This window comes from Aeromicrobium changchenzhani, assembly GCF_057586615.1.
Genome location: NZ_CM172480.1, coordinates 3,359,046 through 3,378,502 on the forward strand (window position 1 = coordinate 3,359,046; position 19,457 = coordinate 3,378,502).

The 19,457-nt window shown below is 61.8% G+C and carries 23 protein-coding genes; 3 read left to right on the forward strand and 20 right to left on the reverse strand.

Annotated features, from left to right (window positions below; all coding sequences use genetic code 11):
* Window positions 1-61: 61 nt before the first annotated feature.
* The 8 genes from AC2YB9_RS16920 to AC2YB9_RS16955 all read right to left on the reverse strand — a co-directional run bounded on the left by AC2YB9_RS16920 (window position 62) and on the right by AC2YB9_RS16955 (window position 8,424).
* On the reverse strand, window positions 62-2,848 hold the full coding sequence (locus AC2YB9_RS16920; RefSeq protein WP_487266531.1) for an AfsR/SARP family transcriptional regulator: 2,787 nt from the start codon (window positions 2,846-2,848) through the stop codon (window positions 62-64).
* Between the two features lie 23 nt (window positions 2,849-2,871).
* Window positions 2,872-3,708, reverse strand: a complete 837-nt coding sequence (locus AC2YB9_RS16925; protein WP_487266532.1) for a hypothetical protein — start codon at window positions 3,706-3,708, stop codon at window positions 2,872-2,874.
* Between the two features lie 206 nt (window positions 3,709-3,914).
* Window positions 3,915-4,502 (reverse strand): hypothetical protein, encoded by a 588-nt coding sequence (locus AC2YB9_RS16930; protein WP_487266533.1) that lies wholly within the window; start codon window positions 4,500-4,502, stop codon window positions 3,915-3,917.
* 131 nt (window positions 4,503-4,633) lie between these two features.
* A complete protein-coding gene (locus AC2YB9_RS16935) occupies window positions 4,634-5,185 on the reverse strand; it encodes a hypothetical protein (protein WP_487266534.1) in 552 nt (183 codons plus the stop codon).
* Between the two features lie 63 nt (window positions 5,186-5,248).
* The gene (locus AC2YB9_RS16940; protein ID WP_487266535.1) at window positions 5,249-5,557 is read right to left on the reverse strand and encodes a hypothetical protein; all 309 of its coding nucleotides are present in this window, start codon (window positions 5,555-5,557) and stop codon (window positions 5,249-5,251) included.
* 36 nt (window positions 5,558-5,593) lie between these two features.
* Entirely contained in the window at window positions 5,594-6,643 is a 1,050-nt protein-coding gene (locus AC2YB9_RS16945; RefSeq protein WP_487266536.1) for a transposase, read from the reverse strand.
* A complete protein-coding gene (locus AC2YB9_RS16950) occupies window positions 6,640-7,071 on the reverse strand; it encodes a hypothetical protein (protein ID WP_487266537.1) in 432 nt (143 codons plus the stop codon). The genes AC2YB9_RS16945 and AC2YB9_RS16950 overlap by 4 nt, the downstream gene beginning before the upstream one ends.
* A gap of 166 nt (window positions 7,072-7,237) precedes the next feature.
* Window positions 7,238-8,424 (reverse strand): IS3 family transposase gene (locus AC2YB9_RS16955; protein WP_487266538.1). Its coding sequence is split into 2 segments (ribosomal slippage): window positions 7,238-8,143 and window positions 8,146-8,424, totalling 1,185 coding nucleotides; the frame shifts between segments, so codons are not numbered across the junction.
* Window positions 8,425-8,688: 264 nt separating this feature from the next.
* Here AC2YB9_RS16955 and AC2YB9_RS16960 point away from each other — a divergent pair.
* The 3 genes from AC2YB9_RS16960 to AC2YB9_RS16970 are packed head-to-tail and all read left to right on the forward strand — an operon-like array spanning window position 8,689 to window position 10,012.
* On the forward strand, window positions 8,689-9,126 hold the full coding sequence (locus tag AC2YB9_RS16960; RefSeq protein ID WP_487266539.1) for a hypothetical protein: 438 nt from the start codon (window positions 8,689-8,691) through the stop codon (window positions 9,124-9,126).
* A complete protein-coding gene (locus tag AC2YB9_RS16965; protein ID WP_487266540.1) occupies window positions 9,123-9,569 on the forward strand; it encodes a hypothetical protein in 447 nt (148 codons plus the stop codon). The genes AC2YB9_RS16960 and AC2YB9_RS16965 overlap by 4 nt, the downstream gene beginning before the upstream one ends.
* Complete coding sequence (locus AC2YB9_RS16970) at window positions 9,566-10,012, forward strand: hypothetical protein (protein WP_487266541.1); 447 nt, start codon at window positions 9,566-9,568, stop codon at window positions 10,010-10,012. Before AC2YB9_RS16965 ends, AC2YB9_RS16970 begins: the two co-directional genes overlap by 4 nt.
* A gap of 53 nt (window positions 10,013-10,065) precedes the next feature.
* Here AC2YB9_RS16970 and AC2YB9_RS16975 read toward each other — a convergent pair whose 3' ends face one another.
* The 12 genes from AC2YB9_RS16975 to eccD all read right to left on the reverse strand — a co-directional run bounded on the left by AC2YB9_RS16975 (window position 10,066) and on the right by eccD (window position 19,443).
* Window positions 10,066-10,710: a TadE/TadG family type IV pilus assembly protein gene (locus AC2YB9_RS16975; protein ID WP_487266542.1), complete on the reverse strand. Its 645-nt coding sequence runs from the start codon at window positions 10,708-10,710 to the stop codon at window positions 10,066-10,068.
* Window positions 10,707-11,150: a TadE family protein gene (locus tag AC2YB9_RS16980; protein ID WP_487266543.1), complete on the reverse strand. Its 444-nt coding sequence runs from the start codon at window positions 11,148-11,150 to the stop codon at window positions 10,707-10,709. The genes AC2YB9_RS16975 and AC2YB9_RS16980 overlap by 4 nt, the downstream gene beginning before the upstream one ends.
* Complete coding sequence (locus AC2YB9_RS16985) at window positions 11,147-11,638, reverse strand: TadE/TadG family type IV pilus assembly protein (protein WP_487266544.1); 492 nt, start codon at window positions 11,636-11,638, stop codon at window positions 11,147-11,149. The genes AC2YB9_RS16980 and AC2YB9_RS16985 overlap by 4 nt, the downstream gene beginning before the upstream one ends.
* Window positions 11,580-11,795, reverse strand: coding sequence for a hypothetical protein (locus AC2YB9_RS16990; protein WP_487266545.1), 216 nt, complete (start codon window positions 11,793-11,795; stop codon window positions 11,580-11,582). Before AC2YB9_RS16990 ends, AC2YB9_RS16985 begins: the two co-directional genes overlap by 59 nt.
* A 30-nt stretch (window positions 11,796-11,825) precedes the next feature.
* On the reverse strand, window positions 11,826-12,728 hold the full coding sequence (locus AC2YB9_RS16995; RefSeq protein ID WP_487266546.1) for a type II secretion system F family protein: 903 nt from the start codon (window positions 12,726-12,728) through the stop codon (window positions 11,826-11,828).
* Window positions 12,725-13,609, reverse strand: a complete 885-nt coding sequence (locus tag AC2YB9_RS17000; protein ID WP_487266547.1) for a type II secretion system F family protein — start codon at window positions 13,607-13,609, stop codon at window positions 12,725-12,727. The genes AC2YB9_RS16995 and AC2YB9_RS17000 overlap by 4 nt, the downstream gene beginning before the upstream one ends.
* The gene (locus tag AC2YB9_RS17005) at window positions 13,609-14,916 is read right to left on the reverse strand and encodes a TadA family conjugal transfer-associated ATPase (protein ID WP_487266548.1); all 1,308 of its coding nucleotides are present in this window, start codon (window positions 14,914-14,916) and stop codon (window positions 13,609-13,611) included. Before AC2YB9_RS17005 ends, AC2YB9_RS17000 begins: the two co-directional genes overlap by 1 nt.
* A complete protein-coding gene (locus AC2YB9_RS17010; RefSeq protein WP_487266549.1) occupies window positions 14,913-15,752 on the reverse strand; it encodes a CpaE/TadZ family protein in 840 nt (279 codons plus the stop codon). The genes AC2YB9_RS17005 and AC2YB9_RS17010 overlap by 4 nt, the downstream gene beginning before the upstream one ends.
* A 3-nt stretch (window positions 15,753-15,755) precedes the next feature.
* Complete coding sequence (locus tag AC2YB9_RS17015; protein ID WP_487266550.1) at window positions 15,756-16,421, reverse strand: hypothetical protein; 666 nt, start codon at window positions 16,419-16,421, stop codon at window positions 15,756-15,758.
* A gap of 117 nt (window positions 16,422-16,538) precedes the next feature.
* Window positions 16,539-16,847, reverse strand: coding sequence for a hypothetical protein (locus AC2YB9_RS17020; RefSeq protein ID WP_487266551.1), 309 nt, complete (start codon window positions 16,845-16,847; stop codon window positions 16,539-16,541).
* A gap of 38 nt (window positions 16,848-16,885) precedes the next feature.
* Window positions 16,886-18,022 (reverse strand): CpaE/TadZ family protein, encoded by a 1,137-nt coding sequence (locus AC2YB9_RS17025; protein ID WP_487266552.1) that lies wholly within the window; start codon window positions 18,020-18,022, stop codon window positions 16,886-16,888.
* Entirely contained in the window at window positions 18,022-19,443 is a 1,422-nt protein-coding gene (eccD, locus tag AC2YB9_RS17030; protein WP_487266553.1) for a type VII secretion integral membrane protein EccD, read from the reverse strand. Before eccD ends, AC2YB9_RS17025 begins: the two co-directional genes overlap by 1 nt.
* Window positions 19,444-19,457 lie beyond the last annotated feature (14 nt).

The following is a 19,457-nucleotide window of genomic DNA, read 5'->3' on the forward strand; positions in this document are numbered from 1 at the left end:
AAACCCCCACGACGATGCCGTGGGGGTTTTGCTTTGTCCCAGCAATTAAGCGGGCGAACCGTCAGGCGACGTGGCTCCGATAACCGGGCAGCAACTCATCGACCAAGGCATCAGTTTCGGCCGCCGAGCCGACGATCGAACCATGCTCAGCGATCGCTGCATACATCTCTTCAACGACTGCCTCGACGTCATCGCGGCCGCCAAAATGTTGGGTAAGACGTAGCCGGGAGCGCCACAACTCTTCATTCGCCGGCAACAAGGTGAGGCCTTGGATCAACGCCGCCCGAGCCGCCGGTTCGTCGTCGTGCGCTACCGCTGCCTCGGCGCAGGCTTGCACCGTCAAGCTCACCGCCATCACGATGTCACCCTCGATCGACATGGCCTCAAGCCAGGCATAGCGACCGACAGGTGCATCGGCGAACGGCAGACCGGACACCAAATCGAGTGCTCGACGGAAATGCGCTTCGCGCCGTTCACCGTCGTGGGCAGCCTGGTTCAGAGCGGTGCGGAAGGAATCCCAGTCGAGATCGACTGCACCGGGCGCAAATCGCCATACGCCCGATTCCTGTTGCAGCAGCGACGTGCCATCGGCCGCGGCACCCACCCAGGTGGCCAGCTGGCCAAGCGCGCCATCACGAACGCTGTTGTCGACGCCACGCGGCCACAGCGCCGCACTGATGCGGTTGACATGGGCGCCCGCCGGGTGAAGGGCAAGGAAGCACGCGAGTTCGGTAAGCAAGACGGTGCGCTCTGGCTCAACGTGACCGGAAGCACTGAGCGCAACCGGACCAAGAATGCGCAACTGCGCCAACGCTGCCGGGGACACAACGGCTTCCTGCTCGGCCTCAAGGGAATCGACCAAGTCGTTGATCCCAACCCGGCGAGCCTTCGGCAACGGTTCATACAGGGCCGCGAGGGATTTGGCCGCATCGACCGTGAGTACCTGTGCGATGACATCCACGCCGTGGATTGGCGACGAGATCCGACCATCGGGTCGAGCCGTCAGACGCAGCGCGGCATCGGGTACGTCGCCGATGATGACGACGCCGAGCGCAATCTGCGGATCGGCCGCGAGCGCCGACAGCCGGCTCAGCTGATCGCCCGACGGCACTCCCGAACAGACGACGAGATGATAGGTCCAGTCCCCTGCAGCATCGACGGCTGCACGCGCCTCGCGCACGCTGTGAGCGCCCACTCGCCGGCAGCCAGCCCGCTGGAATCGAGCGACATTCTCGAGGCTCTCAAACACGCGCTCAAGATCATCTGTACGGCGAATACTGCCCTGTCCGATGCTCGACACATCGCCAGCAAAGCCAACCAACGTAACGACTCGGTTGTCGGCCCACAAGTGGGTCGCGGTGTCGACCGCCATGCTGAGTCCAAGTCCGCGCGCAGTATCGCTGTCGCCGTCGAACGCGACGACACCAGGAATCGATTCGGGGTCAATCAACAGCACGCTGCCGTCATCACGCCGGCCGATGCTGGCAAGCCCGGGAAGCGCAGCGGAGCCGGTGCCGTCAATTGACGTTTGACGGTCGAGCATCCATACCTTGGCGCGCGCGGTCCAGCCATGTGGCGGTTCGATTTCGGGGGCATCCTCGAATGCCATGGCGAGTCCACCTTCACCGATCGAGACGCGTATCGGTGCCGGCATGCTTGGGCTCAACGAACGCAGCGCTCGATTGAGCCAACTGGCAGTTTCGGTGTCGGCCTCAGCGCGCAGTCGCGATCCGGGAGTCGGCGGCGTCGGCGTCGGGTCACGTGGATCTGGCCCGCCACTCGTACGCTTCAGCCAGCGCGCGGCGGTTGGCGTGGACGCACGGCGGCGGCGCAATCCGAGCAATGCACCGGCAAGAGCGAGGCCTCCGGCGACGCCGAAGAACGGCGACCAACTGGAGCTGATGCCGAGCCCGCCGCCAGCCTGTTCATTCGAATCAGCCTTCGCGATTACGGCCGAATCCGCTGCGGAGTCCGCTGCGGCACGGGTCGTCGACGTTGATTCCGGCGCCGCCGGCGAAGATTCACTTGCAGCCGCGTGATCGACCACCTTGAGTCCGGGACCCTTGGCATCGTTCGGCAGCTTCATAACCCAACCGGGGTAGATGAGGTCGGCGTTCTTCAGGACTTGCCCGTCGGGTTGAGCCACGCCCTTGTTGAGTTCCCAGATCTCCTTATAACGAAGTCCGTCGCCCAGAAATCGTTCGGCCATGTCCCACAAGGTGTCGTAGTGGCGACCGCTGTGCGGCTTCACGTCGTAGTAGGTCGTGATGCCTTCGACGATATCCTCCGATGTTGCGTTTTCGAGTGTGCCGGCTGCGGGTAGCGCTCCGTCGAGTGCGCCGGCCTGTGACGTAAGCGGCGCAACCGATGCGCTGGTGACCTGATCGGACACCGGTGATGCGCTGGTCGTTGCCGCGGATGCAGATGACATACCGACCGAGGTAGCAGCGGCGAGCAGCACAATCGTGGCTACCAGCCGGCGGGCCAAGGTTTGCGTGCCCATACCGCCGCCAGGGATATGCGGCGCGAGGCCACGGTTGCGGCGTTCGGCGACGGCTTCTACGACCAGGCAGATCACAAAATGGAGCCATGCGAGCCATACGATGACGGCCAGAACGGCAAGAACGGTCTCGCCGGTCGTCGGGCTGCTCAGCCAATCACGCGTCGGCATCGTGTCTGGCCACGGCGCGCCAAAGGCTGCCAGCAAGGCGATCGGGACGCCGACAACGATCACGATGGTGCCGAGCAGTGCCAAGGCACCTTTGGCGATTTGTCCGCGCCGGTTCGATTCTTGGTCGGCGGCGGGCAGCCGGTTCGTTTGTGATTTGTTCAGCGTTGCTGGCGACATGATTTGCACCCTGTATTCGGATCTCAGTAGATGACTGATGGTGGCTGGTTGGGGGCCTGGACTTCTTGGACCGGGAGGACCTGCTTCATCCGCATCGTGAACCCATCACCCAACGTATTCATCACAGTCCCATCCCCATAAGTAACCTTCCACGTCACCTCAACACTGGCATAAAACGCGTCCTTCACATTCAACGGAATCGGCTCAGACGCATACCTACGCGCCGACGCCGACGACCGATCAAACGTAATCGAACACGCATTCGCCGGCTGATACCGCGACGACACACCCTGCCGATACGGCGTGTCCGGATCACACACCACCGCCCTCATACCATCCTGATTCGGATCAACCCGCACCTTCGTCGCCTCAGCCCGCATCACCACACCATTCGTACGAATCTGACGAACCGGACCAGCAACAGTCTTATTCGTGGCCGGATCAACCCACCGGAACGTGAAAAACGTAGGAACCCCCACCAACGGAGTCACATTCGGCCGCGTCACCATAAACGGCACCGGCATCTGCGTCGACGAATCAAACTGATCAAACAAAAACTTAGTAATCCCATTATCGCGATCAGCAACATCAGTGCCATCAGGCACGAACACCATCGACACATCCAACGTACGATCCGGGCCACCATTAAACGTATCAAAATCAATATTGCCCAAACACGTCATCATCATGTACCGGCCATCACCCGGAGACGCATTAAACGGTTCCTTGATGCCCTCAGGGATGCTGCTATAGCGACACTTCTGCAACTTCTGCTCACCAAACCGCTCCCGCAACGACTTCGCATTCCCACCACCAAGCGCCAAACAATACATCCCCATACCGCCACCATTGGCATACACCGAACACGACCGCGCCGGCGTCACATACGACTCCGTCTTCGTCCCATCACTCTGACCATCCGCCGGCGGCGGATCAGTCTTCGGCGGCGGCTTCGTACATCCATCCGGCGGACACGCAAATGCCGGCTGCGAAGACACCGCCACCAATGCGAAGCAGACCATTGCCAATGCTAGGAGAAGTGCCGACACCCGGCGCGAAAAGATTGTCATGCCGGAGCACCTCCGAGGCACTTGCCGTCATAGACGGAGGAGGTAATGACCCAGCGGTCCTCGACCAACTTCAACTGAGCATTCTGCTTGAACCAGAAAACTTCAGTCTTGCCATAGTATTTGCCGCTCTTTTCATACAGGCCTGTTGTTGGAGCCCACATACACATCGTAAGACTCGCCTTGTCTCCCGAAATATCGGCGGACTGAACTTTCACCTGTCCAACGTCTTTGACGTGCCACTGGTTCTTCTTCGCCTGGACGACGGCGGTCAAATATGTTCTCAACGCTGGCTTGACCGCCCCAGCACGCAATGCGGGTAACACCTTCCCTGCGTTTAGGGATGCACCAAGTGCCTCATAGGTCCGCTTCCACGCCAGAACTGCGGGGTCGTTGGCGTAGTCGTCCCAGTTCTGGATGTCGTAGGTGACCCCGTTGGCGCCCTTGGGCTGCACCGGAACAGCCGGCGTCGTCGCGGTCGTCGCCGTCGGTTTGGGTGTCGCTTTCTTATCGCTGCCACCACACGCGGACAACCCACACGCCAACGCAACAACAGCGACACCAGCCACCAAAACTTGCCGATTCACAAACATTCCCCCGAAGCATCAACTACCGAACACCACCAATCCTAGCGAAATCCGCGGTTACGCGCCTCCTCGCCAATTTCCCGCCCGACAAAAAGACAAAGCGGGGGGGGACTACACCCAAGGGATAGCGTTCACTTATTGTCCTTGAGCGTTGGGCCTTCGACGGTTGGTGCGAGATACCAGGCATCGGTCTCACCGACTACCCCGTGCGGCGTCAAGTCCGTCTTCCCGCACGGTGTACCACCGCTAATAGTGATAATTTCCTCGCCGGACGCATTGGGCGATGAGTTCACGCTGAGGCGCAGTACGCCCTTGTTCCAGATGAAATACAGCGGATTCTGGCTGTCGGAACGGTCGCGTAACGACCACCCGTTCTTTTTCATTTTGGCTTTCAACTCGCCCGTCACATAATCGATGGCACCCGGCTTGGGCATCGCAAACACCGTGTAGTCTGACTGACCGATCGAGTGGTCCAGATCGTCGCCGCTCTCGCACGCACCGATGGTCTCTTCCACACTGAATGCATGCGCCGAAACCCGATCGGCCACTCCTGTCACCCGATCAATATTCACCTGCCGGGACTTCGCCCACTCATCTACCGAATCCACACCCGCACCCCCACACCCGGCCACACCAACAAGCGCAACAACCACCACAACAAAAACCCCGAGTCGTCGGATCATCTAATCTTGACCTCTCCACCAGACTCAAAACACCGTACGGGCGCAGTCCGCTGTTTCCGCTTCTTAGTAGATGACTGATGGTGGCTGGTTGGGGGCCTGGACTTCTTGGACCGGGAGGACCTGCTTCATCCGCATCGTGAACCCATCACCCAACGTATTCATCACAGTCCCATCCCCATAAGTAACCTTCCACGTCACCTCAACACTGGCATAAAACGCGTCCTTCACATTCAACGGAATCGGCTCAGACGCATACCTACGCGCCGACGCCGACGACCGATCAAACGTAATCGAACACGCATTCGCCGGCTGATACCGCGACGACACACCCTGCCGATACGGCGTGTCCGGATCACACACCACCGCCCTCATACCGGTATTTTTCAAGTCAAGTGAGACAGTTTCTTTTTAGACTGTTTGTGTCGCTGGGATCGCCGCCAGATTCGCCTCCGTCTGTGGTTCGTTGATCCAGACTTCGGTCCGGATCTGGGGCGGGACCGGCTGGCGGGCGAAGCGTTCGGGATGGTTCTGCCAGGCCCGGTTCAGGGTTTGTTGTCGGGCGTCGTCGATGGCTCCGTAGGTGCCGTAATGGACCGATGCTGGCGTGTGCCAACCGATGCCCGAATGATGATGAACGTGATTATATTCGGCGAAGAACCCGTCGCAGAAGACCCGCGCTTCGGCCAGTGAATCGAAGTGGTGCGGGAAGTCGTGCACATACTTCAACGTCTTGAACTGTGCTTCGGAGAACGGGTTGTCGTTGGAGACTCGGGGCCTTGAGTGTGACCTGGTGATGCCCAGATCGGCCAGCAGCGCGGAGACCGGTTTGGACGTCATCGACGTTCCCCTGTCGGCATGAACAGTGTGTGGTGCGGTGCCGTTACGACAGATGGCACCGTCGATGAAGTCCGCTGCCACGACCGAGTCCTCTGCAGCGCAAACCAGATAGCCCGGTGAGTAACGCGAATAGATGTCGATCAACGCATAAAGATGGAACCAGATCCCCTTGGCCGGGCCACGGAGTTTCGTTATATCCCACGACCAGACTTGTGACGGCCCGGTGGCTAGGAGTTCGGGTTTGACCTTCGCCGGATGCGTGGCCAGGCGTCTGCGTTCGCGGGTTTGCCCGGCCGTCCTAGCGATCCGATACATGCTCGACATCGAGCAGTGATACCGGTCCTCGTCGAGTTCACGAGCCCAAATCTGACAGATCGACAAATCGGCATACTGGACTGAATTGATCACCTCCAGCACGTTGACTCGCTCAGTGTGGGACAGGGTCGACGGCGGTTTGGTCCGATCAGCCTGCGCCATCGAATCGACCTTGCCCGCCGGCGGTTTGACGCGCCGGTAGTGCGTCGCCCGTGACCGGCCGGTCAACGCGCACGCTGCCACCACAGTCAGGCTCAAGGCGATCAACGCAGTGAACGCATCGCCCAGAATCGAGTCGGCACTCACGACCGGTCCCTCGTCGCTGTCGGCTGGCTCTCGTCGTTGCTCGCCGAGAGCAACTCCAAGAGCCTGTGCGCTTTTCCCATCACATCTAAAGCTGCCTGCGTGGTCTCCAACTGGCGGGCCAATCGTTTGTTCTCGGCCTCCAACTTCACCGCCCGGACCGCCGCCGATGACTCTTTCGACCGCGGTTTACGATCCCGCCGATACGTGATGCCGACGGCCTTCGCATCGCGGGCTCTGGCCCACTCAGCGACCTGTGTCTGATAGATCCCTTCGCGACGCAACACCGCGGACTTCTCCCCATGCGGTGCCGCCTCGTACTCGGCCAACACGCGGGCCCGATACTCCGCCGTGAACGACCGACGAGTCGGCTTCGCAGCCGGATCAACACCATCGCCCGACAACGGCATTTGGGCCTCTGGATTCAACATAATTACGTCCGATCCCCGCCCTCTCAAAGACCACCCCACAACACGAGCGGTGTCTCACCTCAGCCTGACAGAGAGGGTACCATCCTGATTCGGATCAACCCGCACCTTCGTCGCCTCAGCCCGTGGGACTGCCCCCGATTTGGTTGACACCTCGGGTTGGTGGTTTTCAGGCCGCGTTAGCGGCCATGTAAATGGTCTCAAACTCGACTGGTGTGAGTTTGCCCAGGCCCCGTTGGCGGCGCTTGCGGTGGTACTTGGTCTCGATCCAGGTCACGATCGCGAGGCGGAGTTGCTCGCGGGTGTCCCACCGTCTGGTGTTGAGGACGTTCTTCTGCAGCAATGAGAAGAACGACTCCATGGCGGCGTTGTCTCCGCACGCTCCGACCCGCCCCATCGACCCCAAGAGGCCGTTGATCCTGAGGGTGCGGACGAACTTCTTGGAGCGAAATTGGCTGCCTCTGTCACTGTGCACAATTGTTCCCTCAGGCGAGCGGAGACTGATCGCGTTGCGCAACGCTGAGACCGCGAGCGATGCCTTCATCCGCGAGTCGATCGAGTAACCCACGATCCGACCTGAATAGCAGTCCTTGATCGCACACAGATAAAGCTTTCCCTCAGCAGTGGGATGCTCGGTGATGTCGGTGAGCCACTTGGTGTTCGGCGCGTCCGCGGTGAAGTCACGTCCAGGCTTCCCGTTCTCATCTTTGGTGGCCAACAGGTCGTCATGGACCGGTGGGCCGGGTTTGCGGTTCAGGCCACGCTTCTTGGAGTGGATCGAGAAGATCCCCTGCAAGGAGCACAATCGCCACACACGGTTCTCCGACGCGGCGAACCCCAGGTCGGCGAGCTCGTCAGCGATGAACCGATAGCCATCACCTGGGTCCTCGGCATGCAGATCAAGGGCCGCGTTGATCAGGTGCGCATCGTCCCAGTCTCGTTGACTGACCGGTGCCTTGAGCCACTTGTAATACCCCTTGGTGCTCAAACCCAAGACCCTGCACGCCACCGTGACCGACACCCTGATTCGGGCGCCGGCCGCGGCCATTTCACGGACGAGCGGGAAGACTATTTTCCCGGCAGGTTCGCCTGCGACAAATACGCTGCCGCACGCCGCAGGACCTCGTTCTCCTGCTCCAACAGCCGGTTACGTTTCTTCAACTCACGCACCTCGACCGACTGCTTTTCAGTGACACCAGGACGGTTGCCGTCCTCAACATCGGCCTTCTTCAACCAGTTCGACAAACACGACTCCGAAATACCGAAGTCCTTCGCGATCTGGGACAGCGGGGCTTCACCTTTGCGAGCAACCGCAACAACATCATCACGAAACTCGACGGGATAGGGCTTAGGCATAACAGACATCCTTCCAGCGAAGACCGAAATCCTCACAGGTCAGGTGTCAACCAAAGTCTGGGCAGTCCCTGCCGACGCACACGGCGGAGTGTTCGAACCAGGCTCTGACGCATGGGAGGACATGTTTCAAGTGTTCACCGGTGGTACGGCGACTGGTTATCGTGAACCGGCCTACGACTGGGAGGCCGGCCACCTGGGAACCTTGACCTTCCCACACCGGGTACAGACCGGTTGGGAAACACCAGGTGAAAGGATCGACATCCCATGAAACCTTCCACCGCTCTCGTCGCCCTTGTCATCGCATTCGCCCTCATCGTCGCCGGCTGTGGCAATACCAAGGAGAACCAGATGAAGAAGATCGACGAAGTCGCCGCACACGCACGAACCGACATCGACGCGCTCGCCGCGCAAGTCGGCACCGACCCGGTAGTCAAAGACGACGTGATCACCGACTGTGTCCCGGGCCGTGATGACTCCGGCAAAGAATTCGTCTACATCGTGCATGTCAAGGTCACTCCCGGCACCCTCGCCCGACTCAGAGGAGAAATCGCCGACAACCTCCAAGCTAAGGGCTGGACCCCCCATCCAGGACCCGGAGACGAAGAAATCAGCTTCACCAAAGGCACCACCACGATGGGCGCCCGCGTGTGGGAAGACGACGGAATCGCTTCGGTCAGTGGCTCCGGTGGCTGCGTGAAATGAACACCAGACTCCTCGCCACCGCCCTCACCTTCGCTGCGCTTCTCGTTCTGGCCGTCACCGCCGGCTGCGGCGCCACCGAGAAAGACCAGATGGACACGGTCAAGAAAGTCGCCGCGCAGGCACGAACCGACATCGACGCGCTCGCCGCGCAGGTCGGCACCGACCCCGAAATCAGACAAAACGTGATCACCGACTGTGTCCCGGGCCGTGATGACTCCGGCAAAGACCTCATCTACATCGTGCATGTCAAGGTCACACCCGGCACCCTCGCCCGCCTCAGAGGAGAAATCGCCGACAACTTCGAAGCTAAAGGCTGGACCGTCAATCGCGCCTACAGCCCCGAAGGCGTCAACTTCACCAAAGGCAGAACAACGATGGGCACGCATGTGTGGGAAGACACCAAGCTGGCCTCGGTCGGTGGCTCCGGTGGCTGCGTGAAATGAACACCCGACTCCTCGCCACCGCCCTCACCTTCGCTGCGCTTCTCGTTCTGGCCGTCACCGCCGGCTGCGGCGCCACCGAGAAAGACCAGATGGACACGGTCAGGAAAGTCGCCGCGCAGGCACGAACCGACATCGACGCGCTCGCCGCGCAGGTCGGCACCGATCCCGAAATCAGGCAAAACGACATTGGCGCGTGTATCCCGGGCCGTGACGACTCCGGAAAGGACCTCATCTACATCGTGCATGTGAAGGTCACACCGGGCACCCTCACCCGACTCAGAGGAGAAATCGCCGACAACTTCGAAGCTAAAGGCTGGACTGCCAACCGCAAAATCGATCCCGAAGGGGTCAATTTCGCCAAAGGTGCCACCACAATGGGCGCCACTGTGTGGGCGAACGATGGAATCGCGGCGGTCAGTGGCTCCGGTGGTTGCGTGAAATAGATAGTCCGTACGCGGCCTACGCCGGTGGAGCCGAAGGAGTCACGTCGCGAAACTCACTTCGGCTCCTTGCATTCATCCGGCTTGTCCTTGTCTTTGTCTTTCTTGTCCTTGTCCTTCTTGGGCGTCGGGGTTGCCGTTGGCTTCGGCGTGCACGGCGTCACCTCGACCTCGGGTGGCTTGGGAGGCGCCGTCGACGGCGGGCCACCTTGGCCGGGCGGCGCAACTGACGGCGGTCCCGGCGTTGCGACCTTGCCGCTGTCCGCCTTGGAAATGCCACTGACCGGCCGGGCCAACGCAGTCCCGCTGGCGTCAAGCACATGACGCCCGATGATGCCCAGCAAGATGGCCTTTATTTGCACGCGAGTGGTGACCTTGACCGCCTTGAAGTCCCCCGCCGGATCTTGAACCGTGGTCAGCGCCGCCTGGCATTTGATCAATTGGGCGTCCGCCGCCATTGCTTGGCGGCAATATTCAGCAGCCGATCTCAATGCCTGACCCGGCAACAGATCGAGCCGCGGATCAGTCACATCAATGGCTTGTGCGCCGGCGCGTGCAGCCTCTTGGGAGTAGGCGATCGAGCGCCCTTTGGCATTGAGTTGCCGGCCACCATCGACAACCAGCGCCGCCAGCATGATGAGTGCCAGCGAAACAATGATCACGAATGGCGTGATCGATCCGGTCTCGTCATGACGCTTCATCGATAGCCTCGATAGCGGTCGAGTGGGCTGGTGAACGTACGCGAAATGTCGACCGACTTCAGCGGCAACGCCGCAAGATCGCTCAGGTCAAGGGTGCAATGCACGGTCACGGTTACTGTGTCGATCGCCGAGGGATCATTGGGGTCCGGCAGCTGGAAGGCCGTTGCGGTCAACGCGACCTTGTCCGCGACCGCGCTCTGGCGACAAGATGCCGGAGCGTCGATCATCGAGTCCTTCACAACTGCGGCGACAACGTCGGGCACGGCAGCGCGGACATTCTGCGCCGTCGCCGCGCGGGCAGCATCACGCGCCGCTTGATCCACAAGATTTTCGGTCTGCGCGTAGCGACCGAACGCAATGATCAACATCATCAGCGCCAAGAGGAATGGCGCGGTGATGACCAGTTCGAGGCTCGCTGTCCCCCGGTCGCGGCGCTTCATGGCGAGTCCCGAGTGTCGCCACGGAACTGCTCAAGTGTTGCCTCAGAGGTCTGTTGAACTTCGACGGTTCCGCCGAGCGGGAGTACGACGTCGCCGATCACCAGCATCGTGACGCGCCCGCTTTTGGTGTCGACCGAACCCACCGCAGTCACATTGGTGAGCCGGCCAAGCTTCGTCGCATAGCCGGCAGTGACCTGTTCGGCAGCATCAACGAACGCCTGAGGATCAGAATTGTTGCCCGCCAGCCGCAGATAGGAGACCCCTTCGCGGGACGCCGATTGAGCGGTGTTGCGGGCATAAAAATAAAGCCCAGCCTGGATAATCGTGAAGATCAGCAGAAGGAAGACCGGCGCGATGACAGAAAATTCGAGCGCGCTGGTGCCGCGCTCCCGCCGTCGCGGCGAGGGTTTCGGAGCGTGACGCGAGTTGCTAGTTGGCGCCTTGCTGGATTTTTGCTGCGTTGCTCTCGACAACGCCTTGGATGACACGGGCGACGACGAGTGCGAGCACGACGACGACGGCAGAGATGATGGCCCATTCGATGGCCGACGCTCCACGTTCGTTGAATCCCTCACGGCGGGCGCGCTCGGCGCGGCCACGTACCAACGTGATGATTGCCTTGGCATAGAAGACTTCAGGTAACACGGTTGACCCTCCCGATACATGATTCAGCGCCTACCCGAGTTGGCTGACCGCTGGATAGGCCAAGAATACCAAGAACGCAACGCACATGAGAAGTTGCGCCATCAACATCGACTGAGAGTTCTCACCTGCAGCGCCCTCGACATCGACCATTTCTTTTCGTCGCATGCTCTCAGCACGAGCCATCAGCGACATCCTGATCCGTGCACCCTCGTCGCCGGCGAGGGCCAGCGCCGAGGCAAGATCGCGAAGCTCATCGACTCCGAGCTCGCGACCGAGCATCGCAATGCCCTCCCACGGCGTCCAGCCCATGATCCTGGCGTTGGACAAGGCCTGCCGCATACGAACCATCGCCCAATGGTCGCCAAATGAAGATGCCGCCATGAGTGCCTCAGGAAGGCCACGTCCGCCCGCAAGGTTCATCGCCACAAGGTCGAGGAAGGCACCCGTGACGTGGCGGAAATCGCGGCGGCGCGCTTCGGCCTCGCGATGCAAAGTCAGGTCAGGAAGGATGAAGCCAAGGAGCGCCGCCAGCAGCGCTACGACCACCGGGATCCCCACATTGCTGCCGAAACCGAGCAGGACGACGGCTGCAGGGAACCAGATGAACGCTGCGAGCGCGAGCAGTGCTTTGCTGCCCAGGTGCGCCGTCATCGGTCGATTCATGACCGCTAGGTCCGCACGGGTTCGCATCAGTTGCCAACCATGCGCGGCCGCTTCGGATTCGATCCGCTCCCCCAGACTCTGGCGGACCTGTCCGAGGCGTCCCCCGGTCCCGTCTTCGGCCGCGCTCTCGGTGAGTGCCCGCTGCGTATGACGGGTGCGATCGAGTCGGCCAAGGGTGGCGGCCACACCGGGCGTGGGCCGGCTCAGCACCCAGACAATCACCATGACGCCCATGCCGACGCTCGCGCCTGCGAGGAGTTCAAGGATCATGCGTCGGCCCGGCCCGATTTTGAAGAGATGAGGAAACGTTCGGGTTCGACGACACCCGAAAGACGCCGCAACCAGAAGACGCTGAAGCCGAAGACCGCCAGTACGCCGGCGAGGACCGCCTGGCCCTGCACGGTGCCATAGGGCGCCACATACTCACGGTTAAACAGCACCAGCAGCGCCGCGACGCCGACAATGACACCCACCACGACTTGGACGCTTCGACGGGTACTGCGGCGGCTCGATTCGACTCGGCGTCGGACGTCGAGCTCGTCACGCGCCGACTTCGACAGCGCGGTCAACACATCGCGTAAACCCGGACCGCGAAGCCGCGCGTTGAGGATGAGCGCCGCGACGACCAAGTCCGCAGACGGGTCGTCGAGGTCTTCGGAGAACTTCATCAGCGCATCGGGGAGCGGCTCGCGGACCCGCAGCCGGTCGACGAGCAAATTGAGTGCCGGCCGGACCGACGGGGCGGCATTAACCGCAGTTGCCGGGATGGCCTGCTCCAGTCCTACCGCACCGGCGATCGTGTCACGCAACGCCTCGATCCAGCCGGCCAGTCCTTCAATCCGAGTGATCGCGGCGCGCTCGTGTCGCGCTCCGCCGAAGAGGCGGTCCCAGAAACCGACAAGCGCGCCAAGAACCACCGCCAGAACGACCCAGCGGCTCAGCGCCAGAACGATAATCGCGACGGCAATGCCCGCGAACAGTTGGCGAATACGACGCTTCGAGGTCCGATCGCGCGTACGGCGCCGACCGGGGGTCGCACCCACGATCGCATCGGGCTCCACGCGATTGAGCGCGAACAGCAGCACCAAGCAACCGAGGCCGAACAACGCTCCGGTCGTCGTGGCCAGCGGAACCCGAAACTCCTCAAGCATCAGGTCCACCGGCCATGCACAAGCGGCTGATAGCCGAACTCCTGCAGTTCGTTGATGCAGGAAATGGGTGCGTGCGCTGCCGCGCGGCCTTCAGAGTCAGGCGCAAAGACTTCGCTCGACAGGACCTGGCTGTCGTAGCCCACGACCTCGCGAATGCTCTCGACGACGCGCTCCTGGCCGCCGCCGGTCGAATGGTCGTTGTGCTTGCGCAGGAACACCACGAAGTCGAGTGCGCCGGCGATCAGCATCGTTGTTGCTTCTAACGGGAGTCGTTCACGGCTCTGGATCGCATAGGTACCGATGCGGTTGAACACTTCCAGCGACGAGTTCGCGTGAATCGTCGACAACGACCCGTCATTGCCCTGGCTCATCGCGTTGAGCATTGTGACGATTTCGTCGCCGAGCACCTCACCAACAATCACGCGCGATGGATTCATACGGAGCGATCGGCGCACCAATTGAGCCATCGAAACGCCGCCGAGGCCTTCAGAGTTGGGCAGCCGCTCCTCAAAGGAAATGACATTGGGGTGCAGATCGGCATACTCGCCAAGGCCGACTTCTAGGGCGCGTTCGACCGTGATCAGTCGCTCAGACGGCTCGATCACATTGGCAAGCGCCCTGAGCATCGTCGTTTTGCCGGCGTTGGTGGCGCCCGCCAGCATGATGTTCTTGCGCGCCGCGACCGCGGCCTTCAGGAAAGAACCAATCTCTTCAGACATGGTTCCGTTGGCCACGAGTTCGTCCAGCATGACCCGACCGAGGCGCGCCTTGCGGACCGAGATCGACGGTCGCGCGCACACATTCATGACCGCCGACAGACGTGAGCCATCGGGCAGTCGAAGATCGAGTTGCGGATTCGCCGAGTCGAAGGGCCGGCTCGACAAACCGGTATGCGCGGCAAGCACCTGGATAAGTTCAACCAATTCCTCATCGGATTCAGCGACCGGCGAGTGGCGTTCTTCACGGCCATCGCCATATTGAACGAAGACGTTGTCGCAACCGTTGATGTCGATGTTCTCGACTTCGGGGTCGGCGAGCAACGGCTCCAGCCGGCCGACGCCGAAGAGTGCCGAGTGAATCGCCGTGGCGACCTTGGCCTCCTCATCGGCCTGGATCGGTGAGCGCCCCTCGGCAACCTCGAAACGAGCATGATCCTCAAGGACTTGAATGATCAGCGACCGTGCGTACTCCCGCTCATCATCGGCGCCCATCGGGGCGACGCCGCTGATCTGATCGCGTCGCCGTTGTTCGTTGAGGCGATCGGCGACCTGCGAACGCAAGGTACGAACGAGGTCATGGTCAATCATGAAGTCACCGCCTCGTCATTGGATTCTGCCGCGCTGGATTCTGCTGCACTGGATTCTGCCGCGCTGGATTCTGCTGGCCGGAAGGCCCCATCCATACGATCGGACAGCTCTTGCACGATCGGCTGCGCGGATCGTACGAGCTTGGTCCGCAGCGGGCTTCCCGACACTTGGCCGAGGAAGAATCCTGCGCCAACGGAGTCCTCAGCAAGATGGAAAACACCAGCGACCGGCGTTTCCGTCCGCTCGATGGCTCCGCGGATCTCGGCGACTGCCCGCGTGCGTTTCGGCGCTGCGACAACGACGACGAATAGGGGTGGTCCGGCCGCACCACCGAGGCCATCGCTGACCCGGCGCAGTCGTTCGCGCAGGTGGATCACGCCGCTCGGCACGGTATTGACGACCAGCACGACCGCAGAGGCCGACGTTAGGAGCGCATTCTGCGGAGTGGTTGCCCCAATCCGACCGAGATCGACGATCACGTCGCGACCTTCGAGTTGGGCGAAGAGCCCGCCCAATTGGTTCCATTGCGTCAGGCTCGCTGCCTGCTCGGGTGCGGACATGCCAGTCAAGACATCGAGTCCACCGACGATCTGCTGGGTATGTTGCGAGACCAGCTCGGCATACAGGGATTTGCGACCGGCGGCCACGAGACTCAACAGACCACGGTTCGGGTCCAGCGGAGCGCCATCAGCGCCCGGCATACGCAACGCAACATCACCGCCGGACGGATCGCATTCGGCCAGCATGCTGGGTCGCGGCCATAACGCAGCAAATAGCAGGGCTGTGGTGGTGACCCCAGGCGAACCCTTCGCAGAAGCGATAGCAAGTAGTCCCACGAGTCAGCTCCTGCAGGTCTTCGCCACGACGCCGCCATCGGTACTACCGATCAAGGCTGGCGTCACAGCCGAATCGTCAATGCCTTGCGACACCACCGAGAGACAGGACAGGTCAATCGCAACGACCATCGACACCTTGTCGCCGCCCGAGCCACTGATTCCACCGGCCTTCTCCTCGCCGACCGACACCAACTCGGCATACACAGCCTGGCGGGACGTGCCATCGGACGAGCCGACCGCGAGCGCGAGCTGATCGCCCGACTGGAGGCCGCGGATGAATGGCGATGAATCGACCGCAATCGTCAGCCGCGTCTGGCCCGCAGCGATGCCCGCCTTACTGGCGACCATCGAGCGCATAAGGACTGTGCCGGGCAGCAGCCGCGTCTCAGCCGGCTTGCCCACAATGCCCTTGGTGTCGTCTGCCGGAATGGCATTCTTGAAATCCTCGGGAAGGCTCACCTTGCCAAGATCGCTCGCCTGAATGGTCGCGCCCTGCGCGACTTCCTGGTCGATCTGAACGAAGTATGCGCGATTGCCCGATTGGATTGCCAAGAACGCTGATGCCAATGCGCCGCCGACGATGAGCAGAACAGCAAGTCCGATCAATGCCGGCCTCGACTCACGTGTAGACGGTAGTCGCGACGCTTGATTCGCGTTCGGCTTTGCCATGTGGTGTGCCCCTTGAGGATGGTGGAAATTGTCCACCTGAGGGGATCCGCCCCCGAAGTGGATCTGGCCAAACGGTACACGTGCCGATCCTAAGCAGAAAACACTGGTACTACCGACTCAATTAGACGTGGCCGGCGCAGACGGGCCCGGCGTCCGTGGCGCGGACGCCGGCGGACGCTCCTGCTGCTTCTGTTGCTTCTTCTCGTTCTCCTGCGTTTTTTTGAACGCTTGGCCGACCGCCATGGCAGCGATGATGACGGCCACGACGATCAGCCCGACCACGACGGCCGGCCAGATCCGCTTGTGTTCACGCCACGTACGACGGCTGCCGTGCAGGAGTGCGGAGCGCAACTGGCGGCGACGCATCGCGTCAGCCTCAAGGACATACCGTTCGGCATTCGGCGTATTGCGCATCGCCGGGGTCATCGACACAGGGTGTTTGGTTTCGCCGCGCGACGGTTCAGTCATGACCGCTTGCCACCGATTGCGATGAGTCCGGCGATGCGAAGCAGCGCCTCACGAGTCGCCCCCGTGACGCCGGCCGGATCGTATGGCCGGCCATCCTGGAGGAAGTCATCTGGCGGGACGACGACGACCGTTTCGGCAGCAACCCGAAGCGCGTCAACAGCTTCGCGATGCGCATCTCGATAGGAGTGCTCATGTGGACAGACCACGACACTGATCACGCGGGCGGCGGCCATTGGGTTGACCGCGCGCATACGTTCCATTGCCCCGCTCAGCGCTTCTAGGCCGAGCGCGCCGGGGCCGGTCACAATGACGACCTGATCGGCTCGAGCCAATGCGGCATGGGCCGCTTCGCCAGCATCATCACCGACATCCAGAAGATTGAAGGTATGTGTGGGCCGCAGCCGATCAAGCACGCCGGCGACGTCGCTTCGCGTCATGCCCTGATCCCAGCCCGAGCCGTCAACGAGTCCCAATCCCGACTCGGCGACCGGCGGAGTTGCCGCCTCAACTTCGCCGAGCAGCGACGCCACCGTGCGCGGCTCCGCGGCTCCAAAAATCCGTCCGATCGAAGCGCTGCCACGTTGTACGTCCACGACGACACTGTGGTCATCGCGCATGGCCATGAATGCCGTGCCGACACCAACTGCGACTGTCGTGCAGCCCACGCCACCCTTGCCCGCGAGGAAGGCGATAATGCGGCGATCGGTCTGCCGATGTCGAACCGCGTCCACTGTGTCGCGCTCGCTCTGTATGGCGACCGCAGCATCGGGGGTGCTGATGCCACGGGCAACAGCCCGTAGGAAGCGGGTGGCCTGACGCGATGCCGGTGGCGGCGCGGTGACCTTGGACAGCGCCGTTTCGACACCTGATGGCACGTAAGGCTGAGCGGGCTCTTCGACCGGTGCGTCCGGCATCGACGCGAACTCTGGCCGTAGCGGCACGACCGCGGCGCGCGGTTCGGTGTCGTCGGGATCGGGTTCAGCTACCGGGCGAGGCGTCCGTTCCGGCACACCGAGACCGAGACTCGTCGGATCGATCCCCATCCGCGCTAGATCATCGGCTGCGCCCTGTGCCTGGCGGCGCTCACGTAGCGATTGATCGGGCGCGTCATTGCTGTCGTTGTCATCTGTCATCAGAACACCCCTCCGATTTTCGCGTAAACGCCGAGCGCACCAAACAGCACGGCAAGCAGGTCCACGACCACCAAGAATTCGACAATGTTGAGCCACCGTTTGACCCGTGCCCGGGTGATCTCCGACATCGGCAACGATGCGAAGCCAATCGCCGCCAACATGATCACTGCGACCGCGACGACCAGAAACGGCGTGGTTGCCTGCTTCTCCAGCGCAAACCGGGTAAGCGCGAATCCGGCCACGACGAGCCCAGCGATCCGCAGCGGAAGCATGTGCTGGGTTCGTGAGAACAGCCGCGATCGCAAGAGTGCCGCTGCGGCGAGGCTCAGGGCAAGCGTGCGATCCCATGAATCGCCAGCGAGGTCGAGCGTAATCCCGCCCCACACGATCACTAAGGCGATACCGATCAGCGTTCCGATCAGCACCGCATTGCTTGCGCGGTAGCGAGCCCGGAGAGTGACAAGGTCAAGCCGTCCGACATGACGTACGCGATAGTCCGCACTAGCAAGTCCACCGACCGACAGTGAAATCAACGGCACGGCCCCGACAACCATCAGCGCAAGGACCGGCAACACTCGACGAATCTGGTCAGCCGGTAGCGCACTCAGCCCACCAATCCCGTAGGTCGAGCCGATCACGAGCAACACGGCGGCGGCCGCCAAATGTCCGGTGAGATCCGCGGTGAGTAGTCGCGCAACACCGGCAACTGCGGCAACACAGAACACCGTCAGGAGAAGGACCTGCCAGCGGTCGGCGGTCACTTGGTCACCGACCCCGACGGCAAATAATGCCGCCCACACCATGGCCGCGACCCCAGCGATCTGGGCGTCGACGGCGCGCGCAAATGTCGCCGCCCACCAAGTCGCAAAGACCAAAACAACCACAGCGAGAGCGGACGTTCCGGGCGAGTTGATGTCCACCAAGCGGGCACCACCAAATCCCTGCCCTGCCGACCACACAGCGAGCGCGAGCACCAGCAACCCGACGGAACCAAGAATTATCGCGAACGAACGCGTGGTCTGCGTCGACCAGACACCGCCGGAAGCATCAACGCTGTCCTCGACCGCATCTCGGACGTCTTCGACAGTTGCCGGCCTGATGTCATCGTTCTCGGCCCGCAACTCGAGTACGTCTCCATCACGGATCCCGGCATCACCAAGAGTCTGCGAGAGCATCAACGGCGATCCGCCCAGATGCGCCAGAACCCAACTCGTCGTCGCCCCATCGGCGGACTCCGGAGCAGCGAATCGCAGGACCTGCGGAAGCACGTCAGCCAGTGGCAGACCGCTCGGAAGCGCAAGGTCGATTGTGCGTTCGGCCGTGACCACAGTGACCCGGCTGTATGCGGTCTGCAACGGCTTACCCCCTGAATTGCTCCGAATCGACACACCTTGTGGGCCATCGATGATGATTGTGAGCATATCGTTGACCAGAG